The organism is Maribacter spongiicola (genome assembly GCF_004364165.1).
GTDB lineage: Bacteria > Bacteroidota > Bacteroidia > Flavobacteriales > Flavobacteriaceae > Maribacter > Maribacter spongiicola.
Map to the genome: position 1 here is coordinate 1,740,255 of NZ_SOAY01000010.1, position 15,285 is coordinate 1,755,539.

At 34.6% G+C, this 15,285-nt stretch carries 17 protein-coding genes; 8 read left to right on the forward strand and 9 right to left on the reverse strand.

The genetic code is table 11. The annotated features are described in order from the left end of the window. Both CLV90_RS07750 and CLV90_RS07755 read right to left on the reverse strand, forming a co-directional pair. Positions 1–903: an SMP-30/gluconolactonase/LRE family protein gene (locus CLV90_RS07750; RefSeq protein WP_133686891.1), complete on the reverse strand. Its 903-nt coding sequence runs from the start codon at positions 901–903 to the stop codon at positions 1–3. An 8-nt stretch (positions 904–911) separates the two neighbouring features. Continuing rightward, a complete protein-coding gene (locus CLV90_RS07755) occupies positions 912–1,745 on the reverse strand; it encodes a sugar phosphate isomerase/epimerase family protein (RefSeq protein ID WP_133686892.1) in 834 nt (277 codons plus the stop codon). A gap of 164 nt (positions 1,746–1,909) precedes the next feature. Between CLV90_RS07755 and mazG the strand changes: the two genes are divergently transcribed. Next, positions 1,910–2,686, forward strand: a complete 777-nt coding sequence (gene mazG / locus CLV90_RS07760; protein ID WP_133686893.1) for a nucleoside triphosphate pyrophosphohydrolase — start codon at positions 1,910–1,912, stop codon at positions 2,684–2,686. 3 nt (positions 2,687–2,689) lie between these two features. Here mazG and CLV90_RS07765 read toward each other — a convergent pair whose 3' ends face one another. Then, positions 2,690–3,094, reverse strand: a complete 405-nt coding sequence (locus CLV90_RS07765; protein WP_133686894.1) for a response regulator — start codon at positions 3,092–3,094, stop codon at positions 2,690–2,692. Positions 3,095–3,477: 383 nt separating this feature from the next. On the opposite strand from CLV90_RS07765, the gene CLV90_RS07770 reads away from it, so the two are divergent. From CLV90_RS07770 to CLV90_RS07785, 4 genes are read left to right on the forward strand one after another with little or no spacing between them, the layout of a single operon-like run. Further along, positions 3,478–4,845: an MATE family efflux transporter gene (locus CLV90_RS07770; protein ID WP_133686895.1), complete on the forward strand. Its 1,368-nt coding sequence runs from the start codon at positions 3,478–3,480 to the stop codon at positions 4,843–4,845. Between the two features lie 53 nt (positions 4,846–4,898). Further along, on the forward strand, positions 4,899–5,126 hold the full coding sequence (locus tag CLV90_RS07775; protein ID WP_133686896.1) for a hypothetical protein: 228 nt from the start codon (positions 4,899–4,901) through the stop codon (positions 5,124–5,126). Between the two features lie 3 nt (positions 5,127–5,129). Beyond that, positions 5,130–5,699, forward strand: coding sequence for a phosphatase PAP2 family protein (locus tag CLV90_RS07780; RefSeq protein ID WP_133686897.1), 570 nt, complete (start codon positions 5,130–5,132; stop codon positions 5,697–5,699). Beyond that, entirely contained in the window at positions 5,696–7,354 is a 1,659-nt protein-coding gene (locus CLV90_RS07785; RefSeq protein WP_133686898.1) for an ArnT family glycosyltransferase, read from the forward strand. The genes CLV90_RS07780 and CLV90_RS07785 overlap by 4 nt, the downstream gene beginning before the upstream one ends. Positions 7,355–7,360: 6 nt before the next feature. On the opposite strand, the gene CLV90_RS07790 is transcribed toward CLV90_RS07785, so the two are convergent. From CLV90_RS07790 to CLV90_RS07810, 5 genes are all read right to left on the reverse strand, one after another. Next, positions 7,361–8,251, reverse strand: coding sequence for a lysylphosphatidylglycerol synthase transmembrane domain-containing protein (locus tag CLV90_RS07790; RefSeq protein WP_133686899.1), 891 nt, complete (start codon positions 8,249–8,251; stop codon positions 7,361–7,363). Continuing rightward, positions 8,235–9,194: a glycosyltransferase family 2 protein gene (locus tag CLV90_RS07795; protein ID WP_133686900.1), complete on the reverse strand. Its 960-nt coding sequence runs from the start codon at positions 9,192–9,194 to the stop codon at positions 8,235–8,237. Before CLV90_RS07795 ends, CLV90_RS07790 begins: the two co-directional genes overlap by 17 nt. Positions 9,195–9,277: 83 nt before the next feature. Continuing rightward, positions 9,278–10,267 (reverse strand): methylmalonyl Co-A mutase-associated GTPase MeaB, encoded by a 990-nt coding sequence (gene meaB / locus CLV90_RS07800; protein ID WP_133686901.1) that lies wholly within the window; start codon positions 10,265–10,267, stop codon positions 9,278–9,280. Between the two features lie 38 nt (positions 10,268–10,305). After that, entirely contained in the window at positions 10,306–10,878 is a 573-nt protein-coding gene (locus CLV90_RS07805) for a DUF2911 domain-containing protein (protein WP_133686902.1), read from the reverse strand. A 28-nt stretch (positions 10,879–10,906) separates the two neighbouring features. Continuing rightward, positions 10,907–11,821, reverse strand: coding sequence for an aldose epimerase family protein (locus tag CLV90_RS07810; protein ID WP_133686903.1), 915 nt, complete (start codon positions 11,819–11,821; stop codon positions 10,907–10,909). 104 nt (positions 11,822–11,925) lie between these two features. On the opposite strand from CLV90_RS07810, the gene CLV90_RS07815 reads away from it, so the two are divergent. From CLV90_RS07815 to CLV90_RS07825, 3 genes are read left to right on the forward strand one after another with little or no spacing between them, the layout of a single operon-like run. Beyond that, a complete protein-coding gene (locus CLV90_RS07815) occupies positions 11,926–12,471 on the forward strand; it encodes an RNA polymerase sigma factor (RefSeq protein WP_133686904.1) in 546 nt (181 codons plus the stop codon). Beyond that, the gene (locus CLV90_RS07820) at positions 12,455–13,039 is read left to right on the forward strand and encodes a hypothetical protein (RefSeq protein ID WP_133686905.1); all 585 of its coding nucleotides are present in this window, start codon (positions 12,455–12,457) and stop codon (positions 13,037–13,039) included. Before CLV90_RS07815 ends, CLV90_RS07820 begins: the two co-directional genes overlap by 17 nt. Beyond that, positions 13,011–14,456, forward strand: coding sequence for a DNA-binding protein (locus tag CLV90_RS07825; protein ID WP_133686906.1), 1,446 nt, complete (start codon positions 13,011–13,013; stop codon positions 14,454–14,456). Before CLV90_RS07820 ends, CLV90_RS07825 begins: the two co-directional genes overlap by 29 nt. Here the strand turns inward: CLV90_RS07825 and CLV90_RS07830 are convergent, their stop codons facing one another. Next, a complete protein-coding gene (locus CLV90_RS07830) occupies positions 14,457–15,191 on the reverse strand; it encodes a sugar-binding protein (RefSeq protein ID WP_133686907.1) in 735 nt (244 codons plus the stop codon). Positions 15,192–15,285: the final 94 nt, after the last annotated feature.

Sequence of the window (15,285 nt, forward strand, 5' to 3'; positions counted from 1 at the left end):
CTAATACCTAACACCATGTACATTCATTTGTAAAGTGTACACCGAGCCCATTGCAGTAATGAATAATACATCTTGATTTTTACCGCCAAAAGTAACGTTGGCTGTCCAGTTTTCATTGATTGGTATATTCTTTAACTGTTCACCTTTTGAATTGAAAATGGTAACACCTTCGCCTGTTAAGTAGATATTACCTAGGTTGTCAATCGTCATACCATCTGAGCCCATGTCTGTAAAAAGTGTGCGGTCACTTAAAGTACCATTTTCTTGAATGGAGTAGGAGTAGGTTTTTTTGTCACCTATATCTGCTACGTAAAGTTTTTTACCATTTGGAGTGCCAATTATTCCGTTAGGCTGTGCTAAACCTTTCGCTACTATTGAGATGTTTTTTAAATCTGGCGAAATATAGTAGACATTTTTTTCTTTTATATCAGCTTCTTTCCTTGTCCAGTAGTCTCTTTGGTAGTAAGGGTCTGTAAAATAGATTCCTCCTTTTTTATCGACCCATATATCATTAGGTCCGTTTAATTTTTTACCTTCAAAATCGGTAATCAAAGTGTCAATTTTACCATTTTCATGAATTCTCCATAATTCATTTTTATCATCGGCAGCTGCCAATAAATTTTGATCATTGTCGAAATACAAACCATTTGCCCTACCTGACGATTCCATAAAAGTATTTATAGAATTGTCGGCTTGGTTCCATTTTAGAATTTTGTTATTCGGTTGGTCTGTAAAATATACATTGCCATTTTTGTCTGATGCCGGGCCTTCGGTGAAGCTGAAATTATTCGCAACTTGCACTAGTTCAGAGCCATCTGTAACCAGTGTCTTCTGTTGAGATTTACAAGAAACAATTGCTGCAAACAATAGAGAGGTAAAAATTAATCGGTTATAAAATTTCATATATGCCACTATAAATTCTTTAAGTAGTTCATGTTATGCATCATGCTATCAAAAGGGGTACTTGCGTATTCTTCTTGTTCTATATAAATATGTTGAACACCAGATAGTTCTTGCATTTCAAGCATTAACGGAACATCTAGTATACCCTTACCGAATTCTGTACTTACTTTTTCATGCATATCCATATCTTTTAAATGCCAAAGCGGAAACCTTTGTGGATATTTTTTAAAATAGTGTAACGGGTCTTTTCCGGCAATAACCACCCAGCCCAAGTCTAGTTCCATATGTACTAAATCTTTTTGGGTATTATCCATAAGCACATCATATAGTACTTCTCCGTTTTCAGACTCGAATTCATACTCATGGTTATGGTATCCAAATTTTAAACCATGCTTTTTACACGCTTCGCCAGCTTTATTAAACTGCTCTGATACTTTCTTGTAATTATCAATTGTTTGTCCGTCACTAGGTAGCGAAGAGCAAATAAGATATTCTTGACCAGAAGCTACCGCATCTGCCATTGTTTGTTCAAACTTATCATCTAAATGCACATGACCGCTTGTAAGTTTCATACCTAAACTTTTGCAAGCGGTTCCCATTTGTGCGGGCGTCAGTCCATAATAATACCCTTTTGACGATCCTGCACTTTCAATTTCTTTAAAACCAAGGCTAGCAATTTTCTCCAACGTTTTCATAGGGTTGGCAAGCATATCATCCCTAAATGAATATAACTGTACGCCATAGCTTGAGTTTCTAGTTGTCCCCATTGTTATTTGCGGTAGTAGAACTGTAGCTGCACTTAAAAGACCGGCACTTTTTATAAACTTTCTTCTTGTATTCATTGGTATAGTAAAAAAATGTTGTTGTTTGATTCTTTTAGCTATCTAAAACCCGCTAGGGTAAATGCTCATACTCTCAAATAGTATTTTGATTTTAAATGTACGAAAACTAAACAGCATTTTAGTGGGGGAATTAGTGGTTGTGTATTTTTGTAAAAATTGTAGTAATGAATAGCAGAAAGGAACAGTTAGAAGCATTAGATAGGTTATTGACAATTATGGACGAGTTGCGTGAGCAATGCCCTTGGGATAAAAAACAAACCATGCAATCTTTAAGACACCTTACCATAGAAGAGACTTATGAACTTGGTGATGCTATTTTAGATAATGACCTCGATGAAGTGAAGATGGAATTGGGCGATGTGCTTTTACATATTATTTTCTATTCAAAAATAGGGTCAGAAACCAATGACTTTGATATTGCCGATGTAGCAAATGCTATTTGTAACAAGCTAGTAAATAGGCATCCACATATCTATGGTGATGTCAAAGTAATTGATGCAGAAGATGTAAAAAGAAATTGGGAACAGATAAAGTTAAAAGAAGGAAAGAAAAGTGTTCTAGAGGGAGTTCCAAAAAGTTTACCTGCATTGGTAAAGGCAAATAGAATTCAAGATAAAGTTTCTGGTGTCGGTTTTGATTGGGAAGAACCACACCAAGTTTTTGAGAAAGTGCAAGAAGAGCTTGGCGAACTACAAGTAGAAGTAGAAGCAGGAAACATGGAGAAAATTGAGGCGGAATTTGGCGACGTTCTTTTCTCAATGATTAATTATGCACGATTTCTTGGAGTAAATCCAGAAAACGCTCTCGAGCGAACCAATAAAAAGTTTATAAAACGCTTTCAATACCTTGAGGTTAAGGCAAAGGAAATAGGCAAAGAACTTAAAGATATGTCCTTAGAAGAAATGGATGTATTTTGGAATGAGGCAAAAACTAAAGATTAATTTTTAGTGTTTTAATTCTACATTTAAAATTCTAGAAAGGTCTCTATGTTTTATCGGTTTTATGAAATAGTCAGAAATTTCAGGAAACGTTTTTGCATGCTCAACATCTTCTGCATTTATAGAAGAGGTCAACATAATAATTTTAATATTTTTATCGATTTTCATCGCCACATTCTGAAATTCTTTGATGAATTGAAAACCATTTAATACTGGCATGTGTAAATCAAGAAAAATGATATCAGGTAATTTTTCATTAAAATTATAATTATCCTGAATAAGTTTCAGCGGTTGAAGTGAATCTGGAAAACCGACAATATTATTTACCGATAATTGATTGAGATATCGCTTCATTACATATTTAGATATATCGTCATCGTCGATAATCCAAACTAATGGATCTTGGTTCATAAGACTAATAATTAATGGTAATTGGTGTGTTTGTAAGTAATAACGACACAGTACTACAAATTAGTATTAATAAAATGTATAGTTTAACACATATTAAGTGTAAATTGTTCATTGTGTTGTGTGTATTTGAGAATTAGTTGTTAGTTATAATATTGAAATTCAATAGGTTATAATTGTACTTTTTGTTATGATTCCTGTTTTTTTATGCTAATTTATTTAAGCATCTATTTTGAGATAATTATAATTAATTACATATCTTTTTCTTATTTTATCTTCAGAATAATAATTGTAATAAATAGAAGATTTCCCTTTTTTTAAACCTCTTTTTGACGTGCATAAATCGTTCAATTAACGGTACCTTTGCCAAAAATTTAGTTTAGGTTTTGTTACAGAATTACACCAAAGAATTTAGCTATAATATTAAACTTTCGGTTCCTGTTATTTTAGGAATGTTAGGGCACACTTTCGTACAATTGGCAGATAATATTATGGTAGGTCAATTGGGTACGGCAGAATTGGCTGCGGTATCTTTAGGTAACAGCTTTGTGTTCGTTGCCATGTCTTTGGGCATAGGTTTTTCGACCGCAATTACGCCTCTAGTGGCAGAAGCTGATGGTGCTGGTAATAAAGAAAATGCAAAAAGTGCTTTAAAGCATGGTTTGGTATTATGTACGATTTTAGGGTTGTCATTATTTGGAGTCATTTTATTGGCAAAGCCGGTAATGTATGTAATGAAGCAACCCATTGAGGTTGTAGAATTGGCATTGCCATATTTAGATTTGGTTGCTTTTTCATTAGTGCCACTTATAATTTTTCAAGCATTCAAACAATTTTCAGAGGGGTTATCGCAGACGAAATACCCAATGTATGCCACAATAGTAGCCAACATTATTAATATAGTTTTAAACTACCTTTTAATCTTCGGCAATTTCGGATTTCCAGAAATGGGTATTGTAGGTGCAGCTATTGGTACATTGGTCTCCAGAATTTTTATGGTTCTCTATCTATGGTTTATTTTAAAAACGAAAGATAAATTTAAGGACTATGTAACCGGATTCAATTTTAAAAAAATTGAAAAAACGGTTATGAAAAAGATTATCGAATTAGGTTTTCCATCTTCGTTGCAAATGTTTTTTGAGGTCGGTATTTTTACCTCCGCAGTTTGGTTAAGTGGTGTTCTAGGTAAAAATGCACAGGCTGCGAACCAAATCGCCCTTAACCTAAGTAGTATGACCTTTATGTTCGGTATGGGTCTGGGTATTGCTGCGATGATCAGGGTTGGTAACCAAAAAGGCTTAGCAAATTTTAAAGAGCTTAGGCGTATTGCACAGTCTATTTTTTTATTAACATTCATATTGGAAATTGTATTTGCAGCACTCTTCTTATTAGGTAGACATTGGTTTCCGTCGCTATATTTAGATATTGACGATATGACCAATTTTGCAGATAACACCGAAGTGTTGATTATAGCTGCCGAACTATTATTGGTAGCAGCTTTCTTTCAAATATCCGATGGAATACAGGTCGTCGTTTTGGGTGCTTTACGCGGATTGCAAGATGTAAAAATACCAACGGTAATTACATTTATTTCCTATTGGTTGATTGGCTTTCCCGTAAGTTATTACTTATGCCTACATACAGATTTGAAAAGCACGGGAATATGGATAGGCTTGCTTACCGGTTTATCGGCGTCGGCTATTATGTTGTATCTTCGATTTAATTATTTAACCAAAAAACTAATCGCACAATAACGTACCGATTATCGTTATTTGTCTTTAGTGTAACTTTAGATAGTATATTTTTTATGGAATTTCCTAAATTTTTATTGGGCGATAATACAGATTATCCGACAGCAATATTTGTAGTACATACCGAGTTTCCAAGGTTTATAATCAATCTTGAAGATGATGAGGTAGAGTGGCTTGAAGAATTTTCTAAAGAAGATGAAAAAGAATTAGAAGAAGAGGCAGAAACCTTAATTGCTGCTGCTACCGCTTTTTATGATCGCGAAGTATCTAGATACGAAGATTAAATTATGCTTCAAGAGCTATTACAGTTAGATAAAGATGTCTTTTTATACCTCAACGGACTAGGTATGCCACAATGGGATAATTTTTTTCTATTCCTGTCCCATAAGCTTAGCGCTATACCGCTTTATATTTTTTTGCTGATTCTTTCTTTTCAGAAATATGGAGGCAAAAAAACTTTGGTGCTACTAGTTTCTGTTGCTCTTTTAATAACGGTTACCGATCAGTTAGGTAATTTTTTCAAGTATGGTGTTGCTCGATTACGACCTTGCCATGACCCAGAAATTGAACCATACATGCGATTGGTAAAAAGTTATTGTGGCGGTAAATTCGGTTATTTCTCTGCACATGCGTCCAATTCTTTTGCATTAGCCGTTTTTTTTGGTAATATTTTAAAGTCAAGACTTAAATATTTAGGTGTTTTTTTACTCTTGTGGGCGGCTATGGTTGCCTATAGTAGAATATATCTTGGTGTGCATTTTCCGCTTGATGTTATTACCGGTGCTCTTATAGGCTCGTTATTCGGCTGGTTGTTTGTAAAGTTATTTATATTTGCACTTCGCAAATTTTCCCTATGATATCTAATCTAAGGTATTGGTTTTTAATTCTTTTGATTTTTTTAGTATACGTTGCAGGTATGTTTGTAACGCTATTCGAAAATGATTCTGCGCAATTTTCTGTAATGGCAATGCGTATGGTGCAAGAGAATGATTTCTTTAGCCTGTTTAAAGGTCCTGAAGAATATTTAGATAAGCCGCACATGCATTACTGGCTAGCAGCCTTATCTTATAAAATATTCGGTATTCATGATTGGTCTTACCGTATTCCTGGCATATTATCCACTTTATTAGCAGCCTATAGTTGTTATGGCTTAGGTAGTCTACTTTATAATAAACATGTTGGTAAACTTGCGGCCTTAGTTTTTATGACTGCACAGACTATTGTTTTAGGTGCTATAGACGTTCGTACAGATGCCGTTTTAACTGGCTTCAGTATTTTAGCAATTTGGCAACTGGCAAAATATATTGAGAAGGGTAGTGTGTCGGCTATTGCAATTGGTGCTTTTGCAGCAGGTATCGCTTTCTCTACCAAAGGGCAAATCGCTCTGTTAGTAATAGGATTGCCCATTCTTTGTCATTTGTTTTATACAGGTAAATGGAAAGCGTTTTTAAGCTGGAAAGTACTATTGGCGTTAGTAGTATTTGCAGTGACGATAACACCCATGTTATATGCTTACTATTTGCAATTTGATCTGCATCCAGAAAAGGTGATTCGTGGAAAAGACAATCGTAGCGGAATATTTTTTATTTTTTGGGAACAAAGTTTTGAGCGATTAAGTGGTGAAGGTATCGGTAAAAACAGCAGCGATTATTTTTTCTTCTTTCATACATTTCTTTGGGTGTTTCTTCCTTGGACTATTTTAGGAATCGCGGCATTTTACACTAAAATACAGGCATTTATAAAACATAAATTTAAGAATGTTCAAGATTCTGAATTTTTAACTGTTGGCGGAATCACTTTAATATTTATCATCATCAGTTTTGCGCAATTTAAATTGCCACATTATTTAAATATTACTATTCCTCTTTTTGCAGTTATAACTGCTGCTTATATCTATAATCTCTATGCTAAAAGCAAGTTGCAAACAGTAAAGAGATTAATGTTCGGGCAATATTTTGTTTTAAGTATTGTATTTATTGCGTCTGCTTTAATTTGTTTTTATGTTTTTAAACTACATAGCGTTTTGGCTTACCTATGTTTGGTAGTGGCGGCATTAATGGTAGTTTATTATGCTTTAAAGCGAGAAAACGTATACGCAAAATTAATAACGATTTCGGTCTGTGCATCTTTACTTTTAAATGCCGTTTTGAACTTACATTTTTATCCTAATTTATTAGACTACCAAGGTGGTTCTTCTATGTCTAAGGTTATTGCTGAAAAAAATATTCCTGTAGATCGAGTTTATAAAGTAGGTAAAGACTATACGTGGTCTTTAGATTTTTATAATCAGTTTCCTGTTCAAATTACGACACCAGAGGTCTTAAGAAACAAAAAAGATGTTTGGGTATATGTGAACGATGAAGAGATGGCTATGTTAGAGGAAAAGGGTTTTGATTGGGATTCCCAGCTTTCTGTAGATCAATTTAGAATTACACGTTTGCAGGGTAAATTTTTAAATCCAAATACCCGAAAGAAGGTGACACGTAAAATGCACCTATTACATATTTACTAAAAATGTTTAGTCTGTTGAGCTGGACGTAGTTTGCGCCAGTACCAATTTAATTTCCTTAAAGTGGTATATCACTCCAACTAAAGAAACTATAGCGGTTATTAGAAAGAAAAGTACACTTACCCCAACCGATACATTTTGGTCTAATCCTAAAAACTTGGCTCCATAAAAAAAGGTTACTTCGCGACTTCCAATTCCTCCTAAAGTCAAAGGAACGACTGCCACAATCGAAGAAATCAAGAATATGATAAGGTATGAAATTTGATTAGCTTCAATATTCAATGCTAATAATATAAACCAAATACTTACCAGTTGTGCAGCTTGTACCAACGCAGATAATGCTGTGGTTTTCCAAAAAATGGGTAATACATAATTAAAAAACTTCTTGTTCAATAACCAAAAGACGATTACTGACAAGGGTATGGCTGCAATAAACAACCACCGATACCCATCTAATAATTCTATTTTATGAAAAGCAAGAAGGGTACAGGCATAAATGAAGAGTAATAATAGCCCGCCTAATCTGTCCAACACTAATACACTAACTATTTTTTTAGTTTTTATGTCAAAGGTTTTCTTTAAAATGTAACCTTTGTATGCATCGCCACCAATACCGCCGGGTAAAAATAGGTTGTAGAACATACCCAATAAGTACAACTCAAAATTACTCTTATTGGTAAGCATAATTTTAAGTTGATGAAAGTATAGATTTAGGCGTATTGCCCCAATAAACTTAGAAATTATAAAGAAAAAAGTAGCTAATAATAAGTAAAGCGGATTACTCTTTATCAAGATGCCTTTTATCTCAGTTACATCGATTTTTGTAAAAATGAAATAAATTAAAACAGCACTGATAATGACTTTTAATGTGGTAGTTACCTTCTTATTTAACTTCGCCACCTACGCTTACTTTTTTAATGCGGTACGGTCTTTTGTTCTGAGATTCGTAATACGTTCGTATTAATAATTCCATTACTATACCTATGGTGAATAATTGAATACCAGCAAAAATGAACATCATACCTACTGTCAATAAAGGTCTTGTGCCAATATCTTCCCCAAAACCGAACTTTACGATCATTAGGTAAATGTTGATAAAAATACCTACAAGGATCATTAAAGAGCCTGAAATACCAAATAGGTGAATTGGGCGTTGAAAATATTTACGAATAAAAAGTAATAACATCATATCTGCAACTACTTTGAAAACGCGCTCTAAGCCGTATTTAGAAACCCCTGCATGGCGTGCATGGTGTTTTACCGGTACTTGCTTTATTTGTCCGCCTTCTAGAAATGCCAATAGGGTTATAAACCGATGCATTTCGCCGTATAGATTTAAGTCTTTGGCAATATCTTTTGTAAATACCTTTAAGGCACAACCATTGTCCTTAATATCTAACTTTGTAACACGGCGCACCAAAAAGTTGGCGATTTTAGAGGGAATTTTTTTGACAAGAGAATCTTTTCGTTTTTGACGAATACCGGTAACTACATCATATTCTCCACTAACGGCATAAGTCAGCATTTGAGGAATATCAGACGGGTCGTTTTGCAAATCGCCATCCATTGTAATAATATACTCCCCCTCGGCGTAATCAAAACCTGCAGCCAGGGCTAAACTCTGTCCGTAATTTTTCTTCAATTCAATTAAATGAACCTTCTCATCTTTAAGACCTTTTACTACTTTTTTTGTGTTGTCGGTCGAGAAATCATCTATATAAATAATTTGATAATTGTAGCCAACCAAGCTTTCGTGGATTTTCTGTGTTAGAAGAGCCGCATTGTCTTGTTCGTTATATAAAGGAACAACTACCGAAAGTAGGGAAGTGGTAACAGGTTGCATTGGGTTGTTTTTTGAATAGGTGCAAAGTTATGTTTTTTATCCTTAAGATAATGAACATGAATGTGAGTAACATTCGCAACGGTTTAGTGCTGTTTTATAGCCTTCAAGAGCTTTTCTGCAGCCAAAAAAGGAGAGATTTTGCCGTTAATAACTTCTTTTTTCAATTGAGGTAGCATTTCTTTGGTCTTCGGATGATGGTAGAATTCAGTTAATAGTTCTTGTTCTAGGTATTGAATCAACCAATTTTCATTTTGTTGTTGTCTATTGGCATTAAAATATCCGGATGCCTTCATGTCTTCGCAATAGGTATCTATCAACTGCCAAATTTTGTCTAGACCTCTATTTTCAATTGCTGAACAGGTCAGCACTTCAGGTATCCAACCATTTTCCTTAGGTGGAAACATATGTAATGCTCGGGTAAATTCCATCCTCGCAAAATCTGCCCGTTTTATATTATCTCCGTCTGCTTTGGTAATAACAATAGCATCTGCCATTTCAATAATGCCTCTTTTAATACCTTGTAGCTCATCACCCGCACCAGCCAATTTTAATAAAAGAAAGAAATCTACCATGTCATGAACTGCGGTTTCGCTTTGCCCAACGCCAATAGTTTCTATGAGAATACAATTGAAACCTGCAGCTTCTAAAATGACAATGCTTTCTCTTGTTTTACGGGTTACACCACCTAATGAAGAACCCGAAGCTGAAGGTCTTATATATGCATTGGGGTTTTTAACCAACTCTTCCATACGAGTTTTGTCACCTAATATGCTACCTTTTGTTCTGCTGCTAGATGGGTCTACGGTAAGCACAGCCACTTTTTTACCTAAACCGGTAATTATGCCACCAAATTGTTCTATAAATGTGCTTTTTCCGGCTCCTGGTACTCCGGTTATTCCAATTCTTATAGAATCATGTTTTTTTGAAATACAACCGGCAATTATTTCATTAGCGATTATGCGGTGCTCAGGTTTTGTGCTTTCTACAATAGTAATGGCTTTACTTACAATAGCGACGTTATTGGCATAGATGCCTTCAAGAAAATCTGATGTTGTAAGTTTAGTTAAATTCATTGTAACAACTTAAAATATGCAAATATTGCATAAAGGTACTATTTGTAAATAGGAACCATAATTTTGGTAGAATCCCAAGCTAAACTTAAAAAGTCTAGTGTTTGCTGATTTTCTTTAACAATCTCAAATTGTATCGCTAAGTCTTCAACAGGTTCGTCTAATTTTTTTACCGGTACCTCAACCGTCAAGTAATCATGTTTACTCTCGTGCGTGGTTTGGTTGCCATCAACACGGGTAACACCCCAATCGGGTATTTTTGAATTAAAAATCACCTTCCAACTATCTCGATTTGGTATGGTCCATAAAGAATACTTGCCGGCAGGTAGTGTCTTATCGATAATGTGAATAGGTTGGGTTGTTGTAAAAGTTGTGGGTTCATTAGCACCTGTGCGCCATATTTTTCCGAAGGGTACCAATTCTCCGAAAATAACACGCCCCTTTTTTGACGGGCTAGAATAATCGATCTCTAGCTCGCTGCCTTTTAAATTTAAAACAGCTGTTTTTGAAGGACTGAATTTTTTGGCTTCGCTATGTATGTAAGGTATAGCTACAAGATAAACGAGTGCTACGATTACTACAATACCTATAATAAGCTTTTTTAATAGTTTCATGTAAAGAATCGAAATGCTAAACTATGGTTTAACTCGGTGCGACTAAATCGAATTTAAAGATAGAAATGTTGTTGTAGATATCACCAGGTCTTAAGACGCTTTTAGGGAAATCTGGCTGATTTGGTGCATCGGGGTAATTTTGAGCCTCAAAACATATACCCGGAAAATCTGCCGGAGTATATACTACTAAAGCCGGTTGGTTGGTATATACTTTCATGTTAATACCAGACGTTTTCGATTGTAATTCAGCAACTTTTTCATTGCCAACATCCTTTATAAATATGGTATCTAAGCGTTGTACTCCTATTTTTCTTGGTAAAAGAAAATCGTTTTCGCTTTTACGTACTGGTATTATATTACCAGTAGGTAGTAAGTTTTCTTTCGTTTCTAATCGATAGGGGCAATTCAATTGTAATTCGTAATCATCAATATACGGGTTGTGATCTAATTTAAAATAGGAATGATTGGTAAGGTTGATTACCGTACTTCTATCCGTCATTCCTTCATAAATAATCTGCAATGCGTTATTCATTAATTTATAGGTAACGCTTACGTTTAAGTTGCCAGGATATCCTTCCTCTAAATGCTTACTTGCATAGGTAAGTTTTACAAATGGTTTATCGCTTTGATCTACCTCGTCTATAATCCAATATTTTTGATGAAAACCTTCTTTGCCACCATGCAGGTGAACTCCATCTTCTTGAAACAAATCATACCTAGTTCTGTCAATTACAAATCCGCCATTAGAAATTCTACCTGCAAAGCGACCTACACTGGCTCCTAAAACATTATCATCTAAACGATATCTACTTGGGTGGTTGTAACCAACAACCACATTATTGTACTCGCCATCTGTTCCTTTTACAAGTAACTTTTGAATGGTAGCGCCATAATCAAGCACCATGAGTGTTAAATAGGCATTGGAAATTGTAACTTGTTTCAAAGGAAATATTTAATAGTGTGGTGTAAAAATAAAAATTTTTGCAACATTCTATTTTTTATATCGTCCTTATTATAGCAACAAACCAAAACCAATCTAATTAATTCATGTTTCAAAGCAGTATTGTAGAGAAATGTAAGGCAAATGACCGTGCGGCACAAATAAAGCTGTACAGGAAGTATTGTGACGGTATGTATATTGTAGCAATGCGTTTTGTGAAAAATGAAGATGATGCAGAAGATATTTTACAGGAGTCGTTTATTAAGGCTTTTCAAAAAATACATCAGTTTAGTGGCGATGTAACTTTTGGAGCATGGTTAAAACGCATAGTGGTAAATAAGAGTATCGATTTTCTCAAATCAAAAAAAGATAAAGAGGTTTCGCTAGACGAAGGTTATATGCAAGTTGTTGCAGAAGATGATAATTGGAATGTACCAGCAGCAATTAGTATTGAACAGGTTAAATGTGCAATTGATGAATTACAAGATAAATATAAATACGTAGTGCTTATGTTTTTGGTCGAAGGATATGACCATCAAGAAATTGCAGAGGTATTAGAAATTACAGAATCTGCCTGCAGAACAAGATTATCGCGCGGTAAAGGTCATTTAAAAGAACTATTAAAAGGAAAAAAATATGGAACAGGATCTTAGGGAAATGTTCAAAAAGGATAGAGAAGAGCAAAGGCATACTATTAAGCATGGTCATGAAGAGCGCTTTTTAAAGAAGTTAGAAGAATCCACACCCGTGCAAAAGAAAACTGATAAAGGTTGGTTGAAAATAGCGGCATCTGTTGCGGTAATTATAAGTATCGGTTTGGGTTTCTTGTATTTCAATAAAAATGCGGATAACAAGACAACTGTGGTTGATAATATTAATACTGAAGAACAGAAATCTGAATTCACTTTCGGAGATCTTTCGCCAGATTTAAAGAAGGTAGAAAGCTATTATGTTGCCAATATTAATTTGGAACTGGCTAAACTAGAGGTGTCGCCAGATACTAAAGAGTTGATCGACAGTTTTATGGAACAGCTCAATAATTTAAATATTGAATACAAAACGTTAAACATAGAGTTAAAAGAATTAGGACCTAATGACCAAACCATTACGGCACTGATAGAGAATTTACAATTACGATTACAATTATTACAGAAATTAAAAAGAAAGTTAAACGAATTAAAATTATCAAAAAATGAACAGATCATTGACAACAGTATCTAAGCAACTCATCATTGCATTGGGTCTATTAACTTCTACGTCGTTTTTAGCGCAAGAAGAAAGTAAAACATTTCAAGAGCGATTTATTGTGGCAGAAGATGCCGTGGTAAATATCAATACCAGCTATGCCGATATTGAATTTGAAACTTGGGATAAGGATGAGGTGGCTATTACGGCCACCATCACCCTTGAGGGAGCCACAAAAGAGGAAGCTGAGAACTATTTTAAGAATAGCCCTATTGAAATATTAGGTAATAGTAAAGAGATTAAAATATCTTCAAAATCTAAGAACAATGACTTCTTTTCAAGTTTTGATTCTGAAAATATCTTTAATCATGGTGGTATGCGAATAGAGGTGCCAGAGATTGCATCGTTTGTAGTAAGTGTACCTCAGATAGCGCCTTTTCCAGAAATGCCGCCACTACCGTTAACTGAAGCCTATACATTTGATTATGAGGAGTATCAAAAGGATGGAGATAAGTACATGAAAAAATGGCAAAAGAATTTTGAGAAGAGTTTTGATAAAAAACATCAAAAGCGATTAGAAGAATGGGCTGAAAGTGTGGAAGAATCTTTAAGCATTGAAAAGCGCGAAAAATATGAGCAAAGACGTGAAAAATTAATGCAAGAAAGAGAGAAGGTAATGGAACAACGTCATGAAGATTTGCAACAAAGATTAGAAGAGTTAGAAGAAAAGCGTGCTCATGCAGAGAACGAAAGAGAAGAACTTCGAACTTTTATAAGCTCTTCTAGAGGTAATGCAGCAGATGTACCCAATGTATTTTACTTTTCAAATGAAGGGGAGCAAAAGAATTTTAAAATTAAAAAGACCATAAAAATTAGCTTACCAAAGTCAACCAGAATTAAAATGGATGTACGCCATGGTGAGGTCAAATTAGCTGAGAATACCAAAAACTTGAATGCGAAGCTTTCGCATTCAAGCCTTTGGGCAGTTACTATAGATGGCGAAGAAACTACTGTTTCTGCCTCATATTCTCCGGTTACTGTTCAGAAATGGAATTACGGACAATTAAGTACTTCGTATTCAGAAGAAATATCATTGTCAGAGGTGGTTCAATTACAATTACAGGCAACTTCATCTGATGTTACAATCGATAAGTTATTCAAAAATGCCTTTGTAAAGAATGATTTTGGGGCAGTGCACATTCTTGAAATGGATAATGACTTTGAAGAATTAGATATTAGTGTAAGAAATGGAGAGTTAACGGTAATAATGCCAAAGGTGGCTACCAATGTTTATGTAAAAGGCAATTCATCGACATTGAAATTACCAACAGGTTTACAGATCGTAGAAACTAAAAACGGAACTACAACTATCTATAAAGGGCATCACTTAAAAAATAATAGTAATCGATCTATTATAATTACATCAGATTATAGTGAAGTTGTGCTGCAATAGTCATTTTACCAGTTGCAAGGTCCCAAAGACGTTAGCATCTATCCAGCCCATGTTTTTATTCTCACCTGCTACAAATACAGATCCTATTAAATTCTCGCGCTCTTCGCTGCTATCATTATCTGCATAAGCTAGAGCAAAACCAATTTTCTTATTCGCGGTAAGCACAACCGGCTTTATGTTCGGGTCATCATTATATATACCAGGGTACACTTTTACAAACATTTCCCAATAAGTCGTATTACCTTCTGTTTGATGTTTAGATGTAATATGATCGTTGTATAATGTCGGTTTTTCATCAACACCTAAGTCAACTACATTACCATCTAAAGCTACATGATAGGTAAAAGCATTATGGTTGAATCGGTGCTGTCCGCCAGAATTGTCTTCATCTACATAAACAATAACACAATCATCGTTCCACCAAAGTTTTAAAGGGTCTTCGGTTCTATCTAGAATAGTATTGTCAACTATTTCTAGTAGAAGATAGAGTCCGTCTTCGTTCCAAGCAATTTTATATCTACCATTATAATCATCATGATCAAAAGGACCTCCGATCCAATTTTGGTCAATAGGTTTCCAATCCAATAAATTCCAATAGTTTTCTATAGCTCTGCCATCTAGGGTAGGAGCGTCTTTAATATACGAAACTGGTGTTGCTTGAGAATTTTTCTTGTTCTTAACTTCTGCACATGAAAATACGCCTAAAAGTAGTAAAAGGTAAATAGTCCATTTCATAATACTGGTTTGGAATCTATGATGTAAACACACTATTTTCTTAATTATTGTAAGATTAATAGTACTTCGTTTCAGGGAGCAAGATATAATAAAA

Bases quoted from the DNA above. Each gene is read 5' to 3' on its own strand.
- CLV90_RS07750 (WP_133686891.1), bottom strand. From the start codon at position 903: ATGAAATTTTATAACCGATTAATTTTTACCTCTCTATTGTTTGCAGCA.
- CLV90_RS07755 (WP_133686892.1), bottom strand. From the start codon at position 1,745: ATGAATACAAGAAGAAAGTTTATAAAAAGTGCCGGTCTTTTAAGTGCA.
- mazG (WP_133686893.1), top strand. From the start codon at position 1,910: ATGAATAGCAGAAAGGAACAGTTAGAAGCATTAGATAGGTTATTGACA.
- CLV90_RS07765 (WP_133686894.1), bottom strand. From the start codon at position 3,094: ATGAACCAAGATCCATTAGTTTGGATTATCGACGATGACGATATATCT.
- CLV90_RS07775 (WP_133686896.1), top strand. From the start codon at position 4,899: ATGGAATTTCCTAAATTTTTATTGGGCGATAATACAGATTATCCGACA.
- CLV90_RS07780 (WP_133686897.1), top strand. From the start codon at position 5,130: ATGCTTCAAGAGCTATTACAGTTAGATAAAGATGTCTTTTTATACCTC.
- CLV90_RS07785 (WP_133686898.1), top strand. From the start codon at position 5,696: ATGATATCTAATCTAAGGTATTGGTTTTTAATTCTTTTGATTTTTTTA.
- CLV90_RS07795 (WP_133686900.1), bottom strand. From the start codon at position 9,194: ATGCAACCTGTTACCACTTCCCTACTTTCGGTAGTTGTTCCTTTATAT.
- meaB (WP_133686901.1), bottom strand. From the start codon at position 10,267: ATGAATTTAACTAAACTTACAACATCAGATTTTCTTGAAGGCATCTAT.
- CLV90_RS07805 (WP_133686902.1), bottom strand. From the start codon at position 10,878: ATGAAACTATTAAAAAAGCTTATTATAGGTATTGTAGTAATCGTAGCA.
- CLV90_RS07815 (WP_133686904.1), top strand. From the start codon at position 11,926: ATGTTTCAAAGCAGTATTGTAGAGAAATGTAAGGCAAATGACCGTGCG.
- CLV90_RS07820 (WP_133686905.1), top strand. From the start codon at position 12,455: ATGGAACAGGATCTTAGGGAAATGTTCAAAAAGGATAGAGAAGAGCAA.
- CLV90_RS07825 (WP_133686906.1), top strand. From the start codon at position 13,011: ATGAACAGATCATTGACAACAGTATCTAAGCAACTCATCATTGCATTG.
- CLV90_RS07830 (WP_133686907.1), bottom strand. From the start codon at position 15,191: ATGAAATGGACTATTTACCTTTTACTACTTTTAGGCGTATTTTCATGT.